20 protein-coding genes are annotated in these 19,209 nt (G+C 34.3%); 11 read left to right on the top strand and 9 right to left on the bottom strand.

Annotated elements, in window-relative coordinates; genetic code table 11:
- Positions 1–7 precede the first annotated feature (7 nt).
- Entirely contained in the window at positions 8–502 is a 495-nt protein-coding gene (locus C8P70_RS10695) for a hypothetical protein (RefSeq protein ID WP_133713317.1), read from the top strand.
- 59 nt (positions 503–561) lie between these two features.
- On the opposite strand, the gene C8P70_RS10690 is transcribed toward C8P70_RS10695, so the two are convergent.
- The 5 genes from C8P70_RS10690 to C8P70_RS10670 all read right to left on the bottom strand — a co-directional run bounded on the left by C8P70_RS10690 (position 562) and on the right by C8P70_RS10670 (position 4,949).
- Positions 562–789, bottom strand: coding sequence for a hypothetical protein (locus C8P70_RS10690; RefSeq protein WP_133713316.1), 228 nt, complete (start codon positions 787–789; stop codon positions 562–564).
- A gap of 73 nt (positions 790–862) precedes the next feature.
- Positions 863–2,017 (bottom strand): diaminopimelate decarboxylase, encoded by a 1,155-nt coding sequence (gene lysA, locus C8P70_RS10685; RefSeq protein ID WP_133713315.1) that lies wholly within the window; start codon positions 2,015–2,017, stop codon positions 863–865.
- Positions 2,018–2,026: 9 nt separating this feature from the next.
- On the bottom strand, positions 2,027–3,346 hold the full coding sequence (locus C8P70_RS10680; RefSeq protein ID WP_133713314.1) for an aspartate kinase: 1,320 nt from the start codon (positions 3,344–3,346) through the stop codon (positions 2,027–2,029).
- A 284-nt stretch (positions 3,347–3,630) separates the two neighbouring features.
- Positions 3,631–4,071: a copper resistance protein NlpE gene (locus C8P70_RS10675; RefSeq protein ID WP_133713313.1), complete on the bottom strand. Its 441-nt coding sequence runs from the start codon at positions 4,069–4,071 to the stop codon at positions 3,631–3,633.
- Between the two features lie 53 nt (positions 4,072–4,124).
- Positions 4,125–4,949: a siderophore-interacting protein gene (locus C8P70_RS10670; RefSeq protein WP_133713312.1), complete on the bottom strand. Its 825-nt coding sequence runs from the start codon at positions 4,947–4,949 to the stop codon at positions 4,125–4,127.
- Positions 4,950–5,119: 170 nt separating this feature from the next.
- Between C8P70_RS10670 and udk the strand changes: the two genes are divergently transcribed.
- The 9 genes from udk (at position 5,120) to C8P70_RS10625 (ending at position 13,763) form a co-directional block, all read left to right on the top strand.
- A complete protein-coding gene (udk, locus tag C8P70_RS10665; protein ID WP_133713311.1) occupies positions 5,120–5,728 on the top strand; it encodes a uridine kinase in 609 nt (202 codons plus the stop codon).
- Positions 5,729–5,735: 7 nt separating this feature from the next.
- Complete coding sequence (locus C8P70_RS10660) at positions 5,736–6,050, top strand: FtsB family cell division protein (RefSeq protein ID WP_133713310.1); 315 nt, start codon at positions 5,736–5,738, stop codon at positions 6,048–6,050.
- Between the two features lie 19 nt (positions 6,051–6,069).
- A complete protein-coding gene (locus C8P70_RS10655; RefSeq protein WP_133713309.1) occupies positions 6,070–7,428 on the top strand; it encodes a methylmalonyl-CoA mutase subunit beta in 1,359 nt (452 codons plus the stop codon).
- A gap of 2 nt (positions 7,429–7,430) precedes the next feature.
- Positions 7,431–7,829, top strand: a complete 399-nt coding sequence (locus C8P70_RS10650) for a DUF1801 domain-containing protein (RefSeq protein ID WP_133713308.1) — start codon at positions 7,431–7,433, stop codon at positions 7,827–7,829.
- 3 nt (positions 7,830–7,832) lie between these two features.
- Positions 7,833–9,965, top strand: coding sequence for a methylmalonyl-CoA mutase (scpA, locus tag C8P70_RS10645; protein WP_133713307.1), 2,133 nt, complete (start codon positions 7,833–7,835; stop codon positions 9,963–9,965).
- A gap of 79 nt (positions 9,966–10,044) precedes the next feature.
- On the top strand, positions 10,045–11,292 hold the full coding sequence (locus tag C8P70_RS10640; RefSeq protein ID WP_133713306.1) for a DEAD/DEAH box helicase: 1,248 nt from the start codon (positions 10,045–10,047) through the stop codon (positions 11,290–11,292).
- Between the two features lie 176 nt (positions 11,293–11,468).
- Positions 11,469–12,878, top strand: a complete 1,410-nt coding sequence (locus C8P70_RS10635; protein WP_133713305.1) for an AAA family ATPase — start codon at positions 11,469–11,471, stop codon at positions 12,876–12,878.
- Between the two features lie 109 nt (positions 12,879–12,987).
- Positions 12,988–13,536: a DUF488 domain-containing protein gene (locus C8P70_RS10630; RefSeq protein WP_133713304.1), complete on the top strand. Its 549-nt coding sequence runs from the start codon at positions 12,988–12,990 to the stop codon at positions 13,534–13,536.
- Between the two features lie 11 nt (positions 13,537–13,547).
- Positions 13,548–13,763 (top strand): hypervirulence associated TUDOR domain-containing protein, encoded by a 216-nt coding sequence (locus C8P70_RS10625; protein WP_133713303.1) that lies wholly within the window; start codon positions 13,548–13,550, stop codon positions 13,761–13,763.
- A 144-nt stretch (positions 13,764–13,907) separates the two neighbouring features.
- Here the strand turns inward: C8P70_RS10625 and feoB are convergent, their stop codons facing one another.
- From feoB to recR, 3 genes are all read right to left on the bottom strand, one after another.
- Complete coding sequence (feoB, locus tag C8P70_RS10620) at positions 13,908–16,091, bottom strand: ferrous iron transport protein B (protein WP_133713302.1); 2,184 nt, start codon at positions 16,089–16,091, stop codon at positions 13,908–13,910.
- 15 nt (positions 16,092–16,106) lie between these two features.
- Positions 16,107–16,340 carry a FeoA family protein gene (locus C8P70_RS10615; protein ID WP_133713301.1) on the bottom strand — a complete coding sequence of 78 codons (234 nt, stop codon included), beginning with the start codon at positions 16,338–16,340 and terminating at the stop codon, positions 16,107–16,109.
- A gap of 132 nt (positions 16,341–16,472) precedes the next feature.
- Complete coding sequence (gene recR / locus C8P70_RS10610; protein ID WP_133713300.1) at positions 16,473–17,093, bottom strand: recombination mediator RecR; 621 nt, start codon at positions 17,091–17,093, stop codon at positions 16,473–16,475.
- Positions 17,094–17,242: 149 nt separating this feature from the next.
- Between recR and C8P70_RS10605 the strand changes: the two genes are divergently transcribed.
- Positions 17,243–18,751 carry a sodium:solute symporter gene (locus tag C8P70_RS10605; protein WP_133713299.1) on the top strand — a complete coding sequence of 503 codons (1,509 nt, stop codon included), beginning with the start codon at positions 17,243–17,245 and terminating at the stop codon, positions 18,749–18,751.
- Here the strand turns inward: C8P70_RS10605 and C8P70_RS10600 are convergent.
- Positions 18,722–19,078, bottom strand: coding sequence for a CoA-binding protein (locus tag C8P70_RS10600; protein ID WP_133713298.1), 357 nt, complete (start codon positions 19,076–19,078; stop codon positions 18,722–18,724). The two genes, C8P70_RS10605 and C8P70_RS10600, sit on opposite strands and share 30 nt — an antisense overlap.
- Positions 19,079–19,209 lie beyond the last annotated feature (131 nt).

Below are 19,209 nucleotides of genomic sequence, written 5' to 3'. Positions count from 1 at the left end.
ATTAAATATGAAAAGATTACCTCTATTATTTTTTAGTAGTTTGTTTCTGGTGTTAGGGATTGTTAGCTGTAATGATAAAAACAAAACAAATAACAAAACTTCTGACGATAATTCAGAAACTACTAAAACCGTACCTAAACCAACAGAAAATGTTGAAGAATTTCGTTTAATTGATAGTAAAACAGTGGAAGAATTAAACCTATTAATCACTTCAAAAAAAATCAACTCCGAAGAAGATATTATGAGAGAATATTCTCCGGAAGACAAAACGGCTGAAGGTGAATATTCTTATGTTATTAAACAGATTAACACGAGCGACTCTAATTCTGTTATAATTTCTCTTTTGGAGGACGGAATTAATGACGATTCTATCAAAGCAAGGAAGGTTATTATGACTTTAATCAGAAAAGACGGACGATTTGTTGTAAAACAAATTAAGGAAAGCTATAAATGCTGGAAAGAAAGAGGACATGAAAACTGGAGTTCCGCCTTTTGTATGTAATAATTTTATTTTTACAAAAGAAACGCCAAGTAACTAAAAATACTTGGCGTTTCTTTTCTTTATTCTGCTTTGGCAGTTTCGTCTTTTTTGCCGATATTCATATTTGGAAATTTTTTTTGAATTGATTTTAATGCAAATTCATTTATTTCGTTCATGGCTTCCGGCGAAGGTAATTTCATTATTTCTGCATTGTGTTTTAATACTTCCTCTAACAAAATTTGCGTTCTAAGCAATTGAAAGTTCAAATCAATAATTTCTCCGACTACGTCTATGTCTCCTAATTTCATTTCTGTCTTATTTTTTATATTTATTTTTCCAGACTAAAATCAAATTTAAAGAACTATTTTAAAAGGAGTGCTATTATTCTTTAAAAAAATAATCAAATTCTTGTCGAAGATTGTATCGCATTGACATAACCTCTCCGTAAGCCCCTGCAGAACGAATAGCTATTAGATCTCCTCTTTTTAGCTTTTGCAAAACAACATCTTTACCAAAACAGTCGCTACTCTCACATATTGGACCAACTATATCATACTTTTCTGGAGCTAAATTCTCTGAGTTTTCTTCTACTTTCTCAATCTTATGATATGCCTGATACAAAGCCGGGCGCAATAGTTCTGTCATACCAGCGTCTAAAATAGCAAAGTTTTTCTTTAACCCATTTTTTATATATAAAACCCTGCTTATTAAACTTCCGCAGTTTGCTACAAGTGCTCTACCTAATTCAAAATGGATTTCCTGATTCTTTCTCGCTTCTAAAAATTCGTCAAAAAGTTGAAAAAAGCCAGCAAAATTAACTACAGACTCTTTGTCAGGTTCACTGTAGTTGATACCTAATCCTCCGCCTAAATTCAAAACAGGAATATCGTATCCTCGCTCATAAAACCACATATTCCATTCATTTACTTTAACACATAAGCGCTTAAAAACATTTAAGTCCGTAATTTGAGACCCTACATGAAAATGCAAACCGACTAACTGTACAAAACGGCTTGTTTCAACGATCTGTAAACAAGTATCTAATTCATGCGTCATGATACCGAATTTATTTTCATCTAACCCTGTAGTTATGTACTGGTGGGTTTTTGCATCTACATTCGGATTAATCCTAAGGGCTATTTGAGCATTCTTTTTCATTTTTTCAGACAATTGCACAATAACTTCAAGCTCCTGAACAGACTCTACATTAAAAGTCATTATTTCACAATTTAAAGCCGTTATTATTTCCTTGTCCGTTTTGCCTACACCGGCAAAAACAATTTCATTTTTATTAAATCCATTTTGAATTGCCACTTCAATCTCATATCCACTGACACAATCCGCCCCAAACCCTAGTTTGCTAATTTCTCGTAAGATTTCAGGATTGTTATTTGCCTTAATTGCATAGTGAACTTTATATCTGTATTTATCTGCTTCTGCTTTCGCAGTGTTTAACGTTTTCCTCAACAAAGGAAGATCGTAATAATATAAAGGCGTCTCTTTATTTTGTAATTGCTTAATTATTTCTTTCTCCATTGTAACTAATTAAAATAATCTGTTGTGTAAAGATCTCAGAGCTTCTATTTTATAAGAAGTGGGGACTAATAATGATATATTGTGTTCGCTCCCTCCATAAGAGATCATCCGTACAGGAATGTGTTTAACCGCTTCTGACACAATCGTGGCATGACCATTTTTATTACTTCTGAAGTCCCCTACAATACAAACTATTGACTGTTCTTCATCAACTTCAACTGTCCCGAAATATTCTAATTCCTGAATAATCTGAGATAAATGATCAGTTTGATCAATAGTTAATGATACGGCTACTTCGGAAGTAGTAATCATATCTATCGGTGTTTTATAGCGTTCAAAAACTTCAAAAACTCTTCTGAGAAATCCATATGCCAGTAACATTCTTGAAGAATTAATTCTGATAGCTGTAATACCGTCTTTTGCTGCAATTGCTACAATTTGATCTCTATTATTTACTTTTTCTGAAATTAAAGTACCCGGGGCTTCTAACTCCATAGTGTCCAGCAATCTCACAGGAACATTAAATTTCTTTGCCGGAAAAACACTTTGGGGGTGAAGTATTTTAGCCCCAAAATACGCCAACTCTGCTGCCTCATCAAAACTTAACTGAGCAATTGGTTTTGTATTTTTCACACAACGGGGATCATTATTGTGAAAACCATCAATATCTGTCCAAATCTGAACTTCTTCTGCTTTCAATACTGCACCTAATAAAGAAGCAGTATAATCCGATCCTCCGCGTCTTAAATTATCTATTTCTCCAAAGGCATTTCTACAAATATACCCTTGTGTTATAAATAAAGTTTCCTCCGGATATTCTGCTATTTTTTTTTCAATATTTTCTTTTATAAAGACAATATTGGGTTCGTTTTCTTCATCCATCCGCATAAAATCCAATGCCGGTAAAAGCACAGCTGATACTCCTTTTTCTTTCAAATAAAAATAGAATAACGTTGTAGATAGTAATTCTCCTTGTGCCAATACGGTTCGTTCCTCTACAGAGGTAAACAAATCATTTCCTAAACTGAGAAGCAATTCAAAATGATGATCAATCACTTGTTTTCCCCAACTTATCCCCTCTTCAGTTTTAAATAGTTTTTTTATAAAAATATTATACTCATTATAAAGAACCTCTATCTTTTTTTCAGCTTCTCCCTTAAATCCTTGTTCATAGAGTGCTGATATAGAAACCAGATCATTTGTAGTTCCAGAAACTGCAGATAATACTACTAAGTGCTTGTCCGAAACTTGCGATTTAATAATCGGCAACAATTGCTCCATTCTTTCCGGACTTCCCACCGAGGTACCCCCAAACTTTAAAACTTTCATAAATACAATTAATTTTTAATATGATTATCATCAAAAAAAAGAGCTTGTCGTGATGACAAGCTCCTTTTTATATTTTTAGTTTATACCTAATAAGAAAGCCTCTCACGATGTCCAACGCAAGTTATTCTTCTTTTCCTTCTTTAGATTAGATATGATCACTATTTTTTATTTTGAAGTCACAAATATAGCAACTCTTGTCAAAAAACAAAGATTTTTTTACTAAAAAAGCGGACTATATGTAAAATTACAGTCCGCTCATAAATAATCATAAAAACTTTTAATTATTAATTCTTCTTTTTTAAAATATAATAATCTGCCAGTTCTCCCTTTATTTCATTATTTTCTTGATCTAGATATTTTATAAAGTTTTCTCCGGCAAAAAGTCCTTGAATTTCTCCCGATTCTGAATCTTTCAAAGTAATTATATTCTCTTTTATCATCCAAGTACCATTTTCCACAAACTCGGTATTATCTTTATCTTTATAAACGGATATTTCTTTATAAGTTTTATCTTCATTCAAGATAAGAGTCCTTCGTATACCTTCGCAGTCTGCACAAGGCAAAGTTCCTTCGTAAGTTCCGCTTATATCTAATGACATTTCTGCGGTATGGTCATCAATAATTTCTACATTTTCCTCTATAACTGGCTTATCTTCTTTTGGAGCTTCTTTACAAGCTACAAACAAAATCCCGATAAATAATAGAGGCAACACAAACTTTTTCATAGCATTTTTTATTTATTAAAAATTATATAACAAAATTTATACCAAAGATATTTTTAGACATCATTATCTTTTTCTGCCCTTCTGTCTATCTCAGAAACTGACTCTGCCTTGCCATATTTCCAATAGGAATAAGCGTATAGCTCATCTTTTTCCCACCTTTTATCTTTTCTGAGATAGCTTCTCAATTCCTTAACTGTCGAAAATTCTGCTGCTATGTACGCAAATTTAGTTAACATATTGTCCTTTGTTTCTACAATATGTTTCACTTTTTGAGCTAATTCTGAATTTTTGCCCGGGGTAGAATTTATTAGCCATACAAAATCAATATCTGCTAAGGTAGTTAAATTTTGGATATCTTCTTCTGTTTCTACTTCTATTACAGCATGCCCCTTAACAGAGGCTGGGAGAGCTTCTAAAATCGAAGCTAATACAGGAATAGCTGTAGCATCTCCTACCAAAAGGTAGGTATCTGCTTGAGGAAATAATTCGGTAGAATCACATCCCATAGCAATACCCAATTCCGCTCCTATTGGAGCATTTAAAGCAAAATCAGATGCGGGTCCTTCATCGCCATGTGCAACAAAATCAATATACAATTCATTTTTTTTCAAATTAATTCCACGATGAGTATAAGTCCGTATAGTCGGTTTAATAGACAAATCCATCGGTTTCCAGGTGCCTTTTTCAAAATCAAATTCCGGCAAATAAACTTTATCACACCCTTCAGGAGCTATAAATATTTTATTATTGACACCTACCGTCGTATTTTTAAAATCACTTACTTCATCGTTTCCAAGTGTCAATCGAATAAAATGAGGAGTTATAAACTGTCTTTCCTTTAATTTAAATACCTTTCTTTTTATATTTTTTTTTGCCATATCACATATTTCATATATTGCAAATATAATAAACTTATTTAGACTTATTATAAATTACTTGATTTATTAGTACCTTTTGTATTAAAAACTATTATTAAACGACAGTTCTTGTTTACTTTTTATAAAGCTGATAGATTAATTCATATTTTTGCTAAAAATATATCTTTATTATGCTTGTCATAGGAATTGCAGGTGGTACAGGAAGTGGAAAAACAACAGTAGTACATCAAATCATAAATGAATTGCCCGAGGCAGAAGTTGGTGTTATCTCACAGGATTCATACTATAAAGCTACGGATAATTTAACTTTTGAAGAGCGTACTTTAATTAACTTTGACCATCCTAGATCAATCGATTTCAGCCTATTAGTGCAACACCTCAAAGAACTAAAGACAGGAAATAGCATCAATCAGCCCGTATATTCTTTTGTAAAACACAACAGAACAAGCGATTCAATATTGACGCATCCTCGAAAAGTAATGATAGTAGAGGGAATCTTAATCTTGAGTCATCAGGAACTCAGAGATATGTTTGACATCAAAATATTTGTGCATGCAGATTCTGATGAAAGGTTAATCCGACGCTTAAAACGAGATATTTCTGACAGAGGTCGAGATATGACAGAAGTTTTAGATCGTTATCAAAATACGCTAAAACCAATGCATGATCAATTTATAGAACCCTCTAAAGCATATGCAGACATCATTATTCCTAATGATACGTATAATACCGTTGCTATTGATATTGTACGCACAGTTATTAATGAAAAAATAGGCTAAATATAGTATGAAACTCTCAAAAAAATTTAAATATTTAAGCATCTTAAAAAACCCGTTTTTTTTAGTTACTGTTTTTTTTGTAACTTGGATTGCCTTTTTTGATAGTTATTCTTTACTAGAACATCGTTCTATTAATAAAGAAATCGATAAGTTAGAAGACAATAAATCTTATTTTGAAAATGAAATTTCAAAAGATAAACGAGCCATTAAAGAGCTGAAAAACGGAGATGCAACTGAAAAATATGCCAGAGAAAAATATTATATGAAACGAACTAATGAAGATACATATATTATTGAGTTTGATACCATAGAACAAAAATAAACTTACAATCCAAAAGATCATGAGCAATCAACTGTTTGAAGAATTTAATAAAGTATCTTCAAAAGAGTGGAAAAACAAAATCCAATACGAGCTAAAAGGCATCGATTATAACGAAACTTTAGTATGGGAAAGTTTAGAAGGAATAAAAGTACGCCCTTTCTATCACGACGATGAAGATTATCGTCCGCTCAAAATAGATACAGAAACCACTGCTTTTGCAATCACTCAACGCATTTATGTTTTTAAGGCAGATCGCGCTATTGAAAAAACAAAAGAAGCGCTTCAAAAAGGAGCTGAAGTAATCTATTTTACCATTGATAATCCAAAAATAGATTGTTTAAAGTTTTTGGAAGCTCTTCCTAAAGAAAGTTTTTATTTTTTTACCTTTAATTTTTTGAATGCGGATTATGTCAACCTCCTCTCATTATGGGCTGCAGAACACTCTTATAATATAAAAATTCTCTTAGATCCTGTTTATCATCTACTAACTGAAGGCAACTGGTATAAAAACCTGGACAACGATTTTAATCAGCTTGCTCAATCCATTTCACAATCAGGTAATGTTTCCTTGCAAATCAACAATACTGTTTTCCAAAATGCAGGTGCCAACATGGTCCAGCAAACAGCTTATACTATTGCTCATTTACACGAATACCTGCATCGTCTTCCCAATTTAAGCGGAACGGTTTATCTGCAAGCTTCGGTCGGAACAAACTATTTCTTTGAAATAGCCAAACTCAGAGCTATGCGTATGCTTGCAAATTTAATAACGAAAGAATATAACTCAGCAATCGATTTTAAAATCATAACTATCCCTACAAAACGGAACAAAACTCTATACGATTACAACGTAAATATGTTGCGGACTACTACCGAATGTATGAGTGCTATTTTAGGAGGCGCTGATTTTGTGAGCAACCTTGCTTATGATGAAATATACCATAAAGAAAATGAATTTGCCGATCGTATTGCGCGTAATCAACTGTTAATTTTAAAACAGGAAAGCTACTTCAATGCCGTAAACAATCCAACAGAAGGAGCATATTATATCGAAAATATTACATTGCAAATCGCCGAACAAAGCTTATCTATTTTTAAACAAATAGAAAAAGGCGACGGACTTATTTCCTCACTGATAGAAGGAACAATTCAACGAAAAGTAGCAGAAGCTGCCCAGAAAGAACAAGATTTGTTTGACAACGGAAAAGAAGTATTGGTAGGAACTAACAAATATCCTAATCCGCAAGACAATATGAAGCACGATTTAGAACTGTATCCGTTTGTAAAGCAAAATCCACGAAAAACATTAATTACTCCTATCATCGAAAGACGATTGGCCGAGAAATTAGAAAAAGAACGATTGGAAAAAGAAAAGTAATCATGACAGCTGAACAATATATAGACAGTCTTTCTGAAAAAGATCAGAATATCATTAGTTGTTTTAGACACATTATTTTAAAAAATGATCAGTCTGTTTCGGAAAAGTTTGGAAAATTAATGAAAAACCCTAATACTTTTTGTTATTATGAGCAAGATGTTTTTAAATATGGATTAACAGTTTCAAAAAATCATTTCTCATTTCACTCTTTAGTACTATACAGCAATCCTGAACTAATGGAAGAATTAACAACAGAGCTTCAAAAAGTAAAATTTCAAAAAGGCTGTATCAATTTTAAAAACTTAGATAACTTCCCTATACCGAATTTTGAAAAGCATATAAAAGCTTCTGCCGCTATTGATTTTAGTCCTGTTATTCAACATTATCAGAATAAAAAGTAAAAAATGCGAAAAAACATACAACATATAAGTATTGAGAATAAAAATTCTAAAACAAAAAATCAAAAGTCAGATGTGGAACAAAATTTTCTTACTGCAGAAGGGATTGACATTAAAAAGACTTATTCCGAAGCAGATTTAGAAAACTTAGAACATCTTGGTTTTGCTGCGGGATTTGCGCCTAATTTGCGTGGACCGTATACTACAATGTACGTGCGTCGTCCATGGACAATCCGTCAATATGCAGGATTTTCTACCGCAGAAGAAAGTAATGCTTTTTATCGCAGAAACTTAGCTGCCGGACAAAAAGGATTATCTGTTGCTTTTGATTTGGCTACACATCGAGGCTATGATTCAGATCACGAACGCGTAGTAGGTGATGTAGGAAAAGCCGGTGTTGCTATTGATTCTGTAGAAGATATGAAAGTACTGTTCGACCAGATTCCGCTCAATGAAATGTCTGTTTCAATGACTATGAACGGAGCCGTTTTACCTATTATGGCTTTTTATATCGTTGCCGCAATGGAACAAGGTGTTGACCCAAAACAGCTTTCCGGAACCATACAGAACGATATTCTAAAAGAGTTTATGGTTAGGAATACATATATTTATCCCCCAACACCATCCATGAAAATTATTGCTGATATATTTGAATATACCAGTCAGAATATGCCAAAATTTAATTCCATTTCCATTTCAGGCTATCACATGCAGGAAGCAGGTGCTACGGCAGACATCGAATTGGCATACACCCTTGCAGACGGATTGGAATACATACGAACAGGGCTTAATGCTGGCATGAAAATAGATCATTTTGCTCCTCGCCTGTCTTTCTTTTGGGCAATTGGAATGAATCACTTTATGGAAATTGCCAAAATGCGCGCAGCCCGAATACTTTGGGCAAAACTGCTCAAGCAATTCAAACCGGAAGATGAAAAATCCTTAGCATTACGTACGCATTGCCAAACATCGGGATGGAGCTTAACCGAACAAGACCCTTTTAACAACGTAGCAAGAACTTGTATAGAAGCAGCAGCAGCGGCATTTGGAGGGACACAATCGCTCCACACCAACGCGTTAGACGAAGCAATTGCACTGCCTACAGATTTTTCTGCTCGTATTGCACGAAATACGCAAATATTTTTACAGGAAGAAACTAAAATATGTAAAACTGTCGATCCATGGGCAGGAAGTTATTACGTAGAAAATCTAACGGCTGAAATCGCTCAAAAAGCTTGGGCATTGATTGAAGAAGTCGAAGAACTTGGCGGAATGACTAAAGCTATTGAAGCGGGAATTCCAAAATTGAGAATAGAAGAAGCTGCAGCCAGAAAACAGGCTCGCATTGACAGTGGTCAAGACATCATTGTTGGCGTCAACAAATATCGTTTGGAAAAAGAAGATCCTTTACATATCTTAGAAGTAGATAACCAAACAGTAAGAAAACAACAAATTGAGCGTTTAAATCAAATCAAAAACAGCCGAAATAAACAAAAAGTAACAGAAGCTTTACAAAAGCTAACCCACTGTGCTAAAACCGGAAACGGAAATTTACTGGAACTAGCTGTAGAAGCAGCCAAACACCGTGCTACATTGGGTGAAATAAGCGATGCTTTGGAAAGTATTTTCGGAAGATTTAAAGCACAAATTCAATCAGTCAGCGGAGTGTATAGCAAAGAAATTAAAGACGATAAAAGTTTTAAAACAGCTCGTGAATTAGCAGATAAATTTGCCGAAACCGAAGGTCGCCGCCCACGGATTATGATCGCCAAAATGGGACAGGACGGACACGATCGCGGAGCAAAAGTAGTAGCAACCGGATATGCCGATGTTGGATTTGATGTGGATATAGGTCCGTTATTTCAAACTCCTGCCGAAGCCGCCAAACAAGCCGTTGAAAATGACGTTCACGTTTTAGGCGTATCTTCACTGGCTGCCGGACATAAAACCTTGGTTCCGCAAGTAATTGAAGAATTAAAAAAATACGGACGAGATGACATCATGGTTATCGTTGGAGGAGTAATCCCGGCGCAGGACTATCAGTATTTATTTGATGCTGGAGCAGTGGCTGTGTTTGGTCCGGGAACTAAAATCAGTGAGGCAGCTATTACAATATTAAAAATCTTATTAGAGGAATAAACAATTTAACAAGAGGATGTTTAATTTATAAAAGCATTCTCTTTTTTTAACTTTCACCATCTTTTTACAAATCCATTTTATGACTTTTGAAGAATTAAAACTAAATAAAACCATTTTAAGAGCAATTGACGAATTGGGTTATGAAGAACCTACTCCGATTCAAGAAAAAGTCATTCCTGTGATTATGGTAGAAAAAGATATAATAGGTTGTGCTCAAACCGGCACAGGAAAGACAGCAGCATTTGCCATGCCCATTATTCACTATCTCCACAAAATAGGAAATGTAAAAAACTCCAAAAAAGCAAAGGTACTTATCATAACGCCCACTCGCGAATTAGCGCAGCAAATAGCCGATAATTTCAAACTTTTTGCAAAATACACCAACATTACTCATCTTACCATTTACGGCGGAGTATCAATAAAACCGCAGATTGAACAGTTAAAGAAAGGTGCCGATATTATTATCGGTACACCTGGGAGATTACTTGATTTACACAAACAGAACCATCTTGATTTAAACCATTTGCACTTTTTGGTTTTAGACGAAGCAGATTTAATGCTGGATATGGGCTTTATTGATGATGTTAAAAAAATTATACACTTAACCCCAGAGACTAGACAAACACTGCTATTCTCAGCAACGATGCCATTACCGGTGCGCGAGCTGGCTCATCAATTTTTAAAACAACCGCAATACATTACTGTTGACTCTGTTTCATCTACAGCTAAAACCGTAAAGCACTACATTTATTTTGTAGAAAAAGGCGATAAAAAAAAGTTGTTATATCATCTTATCCGCAATGAAAAATTAAAAGATGTATTGGTTTTTACCCGTACCAAAAACGGAGCTGATATACTTGCTGAATTTTTGATAAAAAACGGAATAAACGCTACTGCTTTCCATGGCGATAAATCTCAATCTGCCAGACAGGAAGCTTTAGAAGCGTTTAAGCGAAAAGAAACGACAGTATTAGTCGCTACAGACATTGCAGCAAGAGGAATTGATATTGACTCTCTTCCTATTGTTATCAATTACGATTTGCCTAATATTCCCGAAACTTTTGTTCATCGAATCGGAAGAACCGGAAGAGCCGGAAACGAAGGAAAAGCTATTTCTTTTTGTGATAAATCTGAAAAAACATATTGGGAAGCTATCGTCAAATTCTCAAAACTATATCCAAAAACAATAACCGACCACCCTTTTCCATGGAAAGAAAAACCTAAAAAAGGAGAAGTTATGTCCAAAAAAGATTTGAAAAATAAATCTAAGAATTCAAGTTCGCGCAAATCGGAAAATTCTAAAAAAAATAAAAAACGCTGGTATTAAATCATATTCTTAAAGAGTCTAAACGGCAAATGACACATTTAATAAAACGAACTTATATAACTCTTTATCTATATAAAATGACATTCTTATTTCTCAGAAGTTTATTTTGTACAAAGATTTGTTAGAGCCTGTTTTTGCTTTGTTTTCAAAGTTCTTCGTATCTTTATAAACAAAAGATGAAACTTAAAGATTTAGCAAGCCAGTTAGGAATTTCCTTAGAAAGCCTTCAAAACTTTATTTACGACTTTAATATAGACTTGGGATTTTGCATTGATGAACACTTTGAGGTAACAGAAGCCTTTCAAAAATTTGCTCTCAAAAATAAATCATTTTTAGAGAAATATGCCTTAGATCATTCCAAAATAAAAACCGTAGCAGAAATTGCGCAAACTATTGGTGTCAAAGAAGAAGAAGTTTTGAATTTTTTCATCTCTAACGGCATTCCTGAGGAAACCGCAAAACAACTTAAAACCAATCTATCCAGCTATTTAATTCATTTATATATCGGCGGAGAATATCCTTTTATCAACGAAGCTTTTCCGGAAACGGAGAATTATGCTGAAAAAACTTTAATCGGGTACACTGATTTGTACTTTTATCTTGCCGATATGCTAGATCCTTTTATCAACAAAGATCAGCTGCAAACATGGGGAATTTCAAAACCTGCAGGAATGGTACTTTACGGACCGCCCGGAAGCGGAAAAATTTATTGGGCAAGAAGAATTGCTTCCATGATTGGGTATGAATTTGTACATGTATACAAAGATTACCTGGCAGGAAATTTTAAAACAAGTTCAAGTTCGTTTTCGCGTTTTTTGACAAAAAAAATGGAACAGCCTAAAACCATGCTGTTCATTGACGCTTTTGACGAACTGTTTAGCAGCACTTCTGAACGCAACTTTTTTTCGGAAACAGTAGAGCTTATTCACACTATCTTGCGTCATGTACAAAAAGACAATCACAAAGAATTGTTGATTGTTGGATCAGCAGAAATTTTAAATCTCCTCAATAGTGACATTCTCGCACCGGGACGTTTTGATATGCAGATTCCTATCTTCCCTCCTAACGAAGACGAAAGAGCCCAACTGATTGTCTACCACCTTACTTGCCATTTGGTTCCATCCTCACCTTTGCTGCAAATTTTAAAAAATCAAAACGCTTTATCCAAAGAATTCTGGCAGCCAATAGCTGCACAGATGAAGTTGTTTTCCAATACAATGATTATTGACTTTACGCAATCCCTAAAAAAAAGACTTTATGCTCTGTATAGGAAAGATGAAACCAAAAATATTGAGCTGACAGAGAAGATTTTACTGGCTGCATTTAACGAAGCTAAATCCAAGCTTACATTGGAATATTTAAAAAAATGTGCCGTTTTTATTATGGAAGCTAAGCAAAATATTGGTCAGGATTTTCCACATCGTATCTTAGGTTTGGAATCGGATTTTGAATTTTATCAGGCCAAAAAGACACCTGTCAATAAGATTGGTTTTAAACAGCCCGATGCTATAAAAGAATCTAACGGAACTGCAAGCAGCAAAGAAACTGACTCTCCTGATATTGTAGATAATATGCTGATTATATAAATCCTGATTTATTTATCTCCAAAGAGCATATACTGCTATAAAATGCTCCAAAATACGGGTTCTTATTTTGGAGTTAGCTGATAAGATAATAAAACATTTAAAAAATAGGATGAATACAACCGACAAACATATCATTTATACAATTGGTCATTCTACTTGCAGTTTAAATGATTTTTTGATCCTGCTTAAATCTTTCAAAATCCAAACATTGGTAGATATACGCAGTTTTCCCGGCTCTCGGAAATTTCCGCAATTTGACAAAGAAAACTTAAAAGTTTTCCTCGAAAAGCATGGAATACACTATATCTATTTAAAAGAATTGGGCGGTAGAAGAAAACCCGATAAAAAATCTAAAAATACTCGTTGGAAAAATACTTCTTTTCGTGGTTATGCAGATTATATGGAAACCGAAGAATTTTCTAAAGGCATAGATACATTAGAAAAAGCAGCTTTGCAATCAACAACCGCCTACATGTGTGCAGAAGCTGTATGGTGGCGCTGTCATCGTTCTATGGTTTCTGACTATCTGAAAGCAAAAGGCTGGATGGTATTTCATATTATGGGAATCAACAAACAAAAAGAACATCCTTTTACTTCTCCAGCAATAGTTATCGACAAACGAGTATTTTACTCTGACGAAAACTTTCTTGATCAATAATGTTTTTTTATATGAATACAAAATTTAAAATAGGCGACAAAGTAAGTTGGAACTCGGAAACGGGGCATATTTTTGGTACTATTATAAAAATACATACAAAAAACTTTAACTATAAAGGCTACATACATCACGCTACAGAAACCAACCCGCAATACGAAATAAAAAGCGATAAAACAGATCATATTGCCGCACATAAAGGAAGTGCATTGACAAAAATTAACTATTAGTCTTCTATAAACCAGGTGAAAAACTTTTAAAAGTATAATCTTCTCCTATAAATTGATATTGCATAAGCAAGATTAAATAACAAAGCTTTTACCATTTCTTTAGATTAAAAAAATTAGCTCGTAAAATTTGAGTTTTTTATTTTTCTATCTCAAAAAATTCCAAAGCTGAGCAACTGTAAAACACACTACAATACCAAAAAGTATAGGCAAAAAAGTAGCTACGGCAGTCCATTTAGCACTGTTAGTTTCCTTATAAATTGTATAGATTGTTGTACTGCATGGATTGTGTAGCAAACTAAACAACATCAGATTTACACCTGTTAAAGTAGTCCATCCTGCCACCTGCAAAATAGAGGCAATTTCGCTATCCGAAACTTCAAACATTACTCCTGCCCCTTCCCCAATAGCAGCATTGCCCAGTACCATTGCTGTAAGCATTAACACCGTTGGTATGACAATTTCATTAGCAGGAATTGCAACAATGTATGCCAGCAGAATTACTCCGTTTAAGCCCAATAAAACACCAATAGGATCCAAAGCTTCGATTGTCCACAAAGCAACACTCTTATCTCCTATTAAAACATTGGAAATCAACCAAATTATTGCTCCTGCTGGAGCCGCAAACACAACTGCACGCCATAACACAATCAAAGTCCTGTCTATCAAAGAAGTATATATTGTTTGCCAAATTTTTGGGGGGCGGTATGGCGGTAACTCCAAGGTAAAAAAGGAAGCATGTCCTCTCAGCATAGTTTTGGATAACAGCCACGAACTAAAAAATGTAAATGCTATTCCTAAAACTACTATTCCTACTACAGCCAAAGTTGAAATAGTATGTGCCATATATGCCGGAACTAATGCACCTACAAAAATAGTCGCCATCAATATTTGGGTTGGCCAACGTCCATTGCAAAGCGAAAAATTATTAGTAATAATTGCTATCAGTTTTTCTCTTGGACTATTTATAATCCTTGTCGAAACTACTCCTGCTGCATTACAACCAAATCCCATACTCATTGTAAGTGCTTGTTTTCCATGCGCTCCTGCTCCTTTAAACAAGCGATCTAAATTAAATGCAACCCGAGGCAGATAGCCAAAGTCTTCCAAAAGGGTAAACAGTGGAAAAAATATAGCCATGGGCGGAAGCATAACCGCAATAACCCAGGCCGTTGCCAAATATATTCCATCAATTAAAAAACCACTCAACCACCACGGAAAATTCAGCATTGTCGCACCGTTCTTCAACAACGGATATAGCTTTTCCAGCAACAGGTAAGACAGGGCGTCCGAAGGGTAATTTGATCCCGCTATAGTCAGCCACAAAATCCCTCCTAATAGCAAAAGCATAATGGGGAAACCCCATCGTCTACTGGTTACGATGCTGTCTATTGTTCTATCTATTCTAAAAGCTCTTTTATGTTCATCAGACTTAACTGTACTTTTTACAGTTTGGGATACTTGTTCAAATATGGCTCCTGCCACATTGTCCAAATAATCTATTCCTAAAGCGGTATAATATGCATTTGCTTTTCCTAAAACAGGCAGTATATTTTCGGGAGTAATTTTATTGGATAAAGCTCCATCTTGTAAAGCTTTTACAATATTTTGATCCTGTTGGATTAACCGCATGGCAATCCAAGAAGCACTTGGCAATTCAGAATCCAAGACAAGCAGATCTTTTGTGATATCCTGTGCCGCTTTTCTGGATTCGCCCGATATTCCTCTTATTGTCTTGTATTCCGGTACATATTTTCCGGTAGCAACCTGATCTATTGCCAACAATAAATCTGAAATTCCCTCTTTATTTCTTGCAGACGTAGGAATAACAGGAACTCCTAAATCTCTGGATAAACCTCTTACATCAATTTCTACTCCATGTCGCTTTGCTTCATCCATCAAATTCAAACAGACAACCACTTTCGGTGTTATTTCCTGAATTTGTACAACTAAACTCAAATGTCTTTCCAACCGACCGGCATCCACCACAACCACAGTTACATCGGGTTTGCCAAACAAAATGAAATCTCTGGCAACTTCCTCGTCTTCAGAAGTCGACATCAGGGAATATGTACCAGGTAAATCTATAATTTTATACTTACTGTCTTTATACTGAAAACTTCCTTCCGCTCTGGTGACTGTTTTCCCAGACCAGTTACCAGTATGTTGTTTTAATCCCGTTAAAGTATTAAATATTGTACTTTTACCTGTATTAGGATTGCCTGCTAGAGCTATCACGTGATTAAACTTACCGGACTCACCTCCCATTTTTTTTAATTGGGCAGCAGTATTTAAATCACAAATATCACAGGCGGTATGTGTCCTTGCCATTTTCCTTTCTCTATTTTAATTAACCTTAGAAATCAACACCATTTGGGCATCTTCGTTTCTGAGTGAAATAATTGTATTGTAAATTAAATAAGCTACTGGATCTTTTAGCGGACTGATATTGTGCACAGCAATAATTGTACCTGATACAAATCCCAAATCAAGGAAGCGCTGATGCACTTCTGCAGGACATTCTCTTTTAATTCCGTTGATAATTGCCGTTTCGCCTATTTTCAATTCCGCTAGATTCATTAAAAACCTTTAATTTAGATTTACAAAATTACAAATTTAGACGAATCTAATAATTATTTTAGTGTTAAAAATAGCTTGACAATTTTAACATTAAAATTGTCAAAGAAATATTTTGGATGTGAGGCAAAAATTCTAAACAGCTTTAAAAGCACTTTCAAATGGAACGCGATGTATCAGGCTTCTGCCAAGCGTTACCTCATCAGCGTATTCAAGTTCATCACCTACAGATATTCCTCGGGCAATGGTAGAAGTTATAATTTCAAAATCTTTTACATGCTTATAAATATAAAAATTGGTAGTATCGCCTTCCATAGTAGAACTTAAGGCAAAAATAATTTCTTTCACTTCTCCTTTTTTGACTTTATCAATCAAAGACTGAATATTTAACTGGCTGGGTCCGATACCGTCAATAGGAGATATTTTTCCTCCCAAAACGTGATAAATCCCCTTAAACAACCGCGTATTTTCAAGTGCCATTACATCACGGATGTCTTCTACAACACAAATCGTCTGATGGTCACGCGCAGGATTACTGCAAATATCACATATTTCTTTATCGGAAATATTGTGACAGCTTTTACAAAATATAATGTCTTGGCGCATTTTTGTCAGCGCTTCAGTCAGCCGATTGGTTTGGTCTTCGGGCTGTTTTAATAAATGTAACATTAAGCGCAAGGCTGTGCGCTTTCCTATTCCGGGAAGCTGAGAAATTTCATCTACTGCTTTTTCTAATAATTTTGAAGGAAATTCCATACGGCAAAGATATAAAAGTAACGCTTTATTCCATGATTTTTCAAAAGGGGTTAATTTAATTTTTATTCTTTAAAAGAAGCTTTCTTTGGAAGTGAAATAAAAAAAGATTTACATTTGAAAATTATCAGTCCAAATACAATACACAAATTATGACTCCTTTAACCATTATTACAATTATTGTCGTTTATTTTGGAATACTTATTGCAATTTCTCAATTCGTCAGTAAAAAAGACAGTAGTAATAATGCTTTTTTCAGTGCAAACAAAAATGCTAAATGGTATTTGGTTGCTTTTGGAATGATTGGTACGGCGCTGTCGGGAGTTACCTTCATATCCGTTCCGGGAGAGGTAGGCTCACCTGGCGGCGAACAGTTTAAATATTTTCAGTTTGTATTGGGTAATGCTGTGGGCTTTATCTTGACAGCGACTGTTCTTTTACCCTTGTATTATAAGTTTAATCTTATTTCCATTTATACTTATATCGAAAAAAAACTAGGTTTTTACAGTTACAGATCGGCTGCTCTTATCTTTTTGCTCAGCCGTACTATTGGATCAGCATTCCGATTATATCTGGTAGTTATTGTATTGCAGCGATATGTTTTTGACTATTATGGAATTCCATTTTTTGCGACGGTATTAATTGCTCTTTTACTCATTTATGCCTACACCTACAAAGGAGGGTTGAAAACCATTATTATAACTGATACGCTACAGACTTTTTTTTTAGTATCTTCGGTTATATTCACTATTTTCTTTATCTGTCACAGTTTGGATTTAGGCATAGTAGAAGCTTTCGACACCGTTAAAAACAGCAACTATTCTAAAATTTTCTTTTGGGAAGACTTTATTTCTAATCGCTATAACTTTTTTAAGCAATTTATCGGCGGTATTTTTGTTACCCTTGCTATGGTAGGACTCGATCAGGATTTAATGCAAAAAAACCTCAGCTGTAAAAACATCAAAGAAGCTCAAAAGAACATGTATTCTTTTACCGTAATTTTTGTCATTATTAATCTGTTTTTTTTAGGTGTAGGCGCTCTACTTTATATCTATGCCAACAAGTTGGGTATAGATATTCCTCTGGATACTATAACAGGAAAACCAAGAACAGATTTGCTGTTTCCCGAAATTGCATTTCATCATTTTTCAATTATTCCTGCAATCATATTTTTACTGGGACTTACCGCAGCAACATTTGCTACAACAGATTCGGCTCTTACGGCACTTACTACCTCTTTCTGTATTGACTTTTTGAATATGGATAAACAAAAAGAAAATCCTGCAAATGTTTTAAAACGAAAATGGGTACATTTTGGCTTTTCATTTTTGATGTTTCTAACCATTATTTTGTTCAATGCTCTTAACAATGCTTCAGTAGTGAGTATGATTTTTAAAATTGCCTCTTATACCTACGGACCGCTTTTAGGATTATTCGGCTTTGCCATCTTCTTTAAAAACAGAACGATTAAAGATAAATTAGTTCCTTATATCTGCTTGGCTTCACCATTTATAACACTTTGGCTAAGCAATAAGTCAGAAAAAATATTTAATGGATATGTTTTTGACAATGAATTAATTTTAATTAACGGAACTCTTACTGTTATACTTTTATTTGTCATCAGTAAAAAATCAAAATTGGTTAGTGCGCAGCAAGACTAACGTACAGGCTTCTTCAAAACAGATTCCATTCTGTTCTAGCAAAGTATAAAAATCTGTATTTTCAGTACCGGGATTAAATATTACGCGACGTGGTTTTAAGCCAATAATATAATGATAAAAATCCTGTTGCCGTTTGGGGTTGATATATAAGGTTACAGTATCTATATTTCTAAAATCAGGTTGACCAGTTTGTATTTCAACATCGCCTACTGTTGCTATTTTTAATCCCACGGCAACCACTTCATGATCATACTCTCTTAGCATATTAATTGCTTTAAAAGAATACCGCTCCGGATTTTTGGAAGCTCCTATTACTAGTGTTTTCATCTTTAAACTCTTTTATTTTTACGATTAAAATTCCTTTATAGACAATTATAAATATAACTTATTAATTTTTGAAAATCAAATGATAAAAATCATTTTTATCCCTGTTTATTACTCCAATATTTGCAGTAGTT

The sequence above is a fragment of the Myroides indicus genome, assembly GCF_004364575.1.
Lineage (GTDB): Bacteria > Bacteroidota > Bacteroidia > Flavobacteriales > Flavobacteriaceae > Flavobacterium > Flavobacterium indicum_A.
The sequence above is the reverse complement of the archived record's forward strand: the minus strand, read 5'-3'. Positions and strand labels throughout refer to the sequence as shown.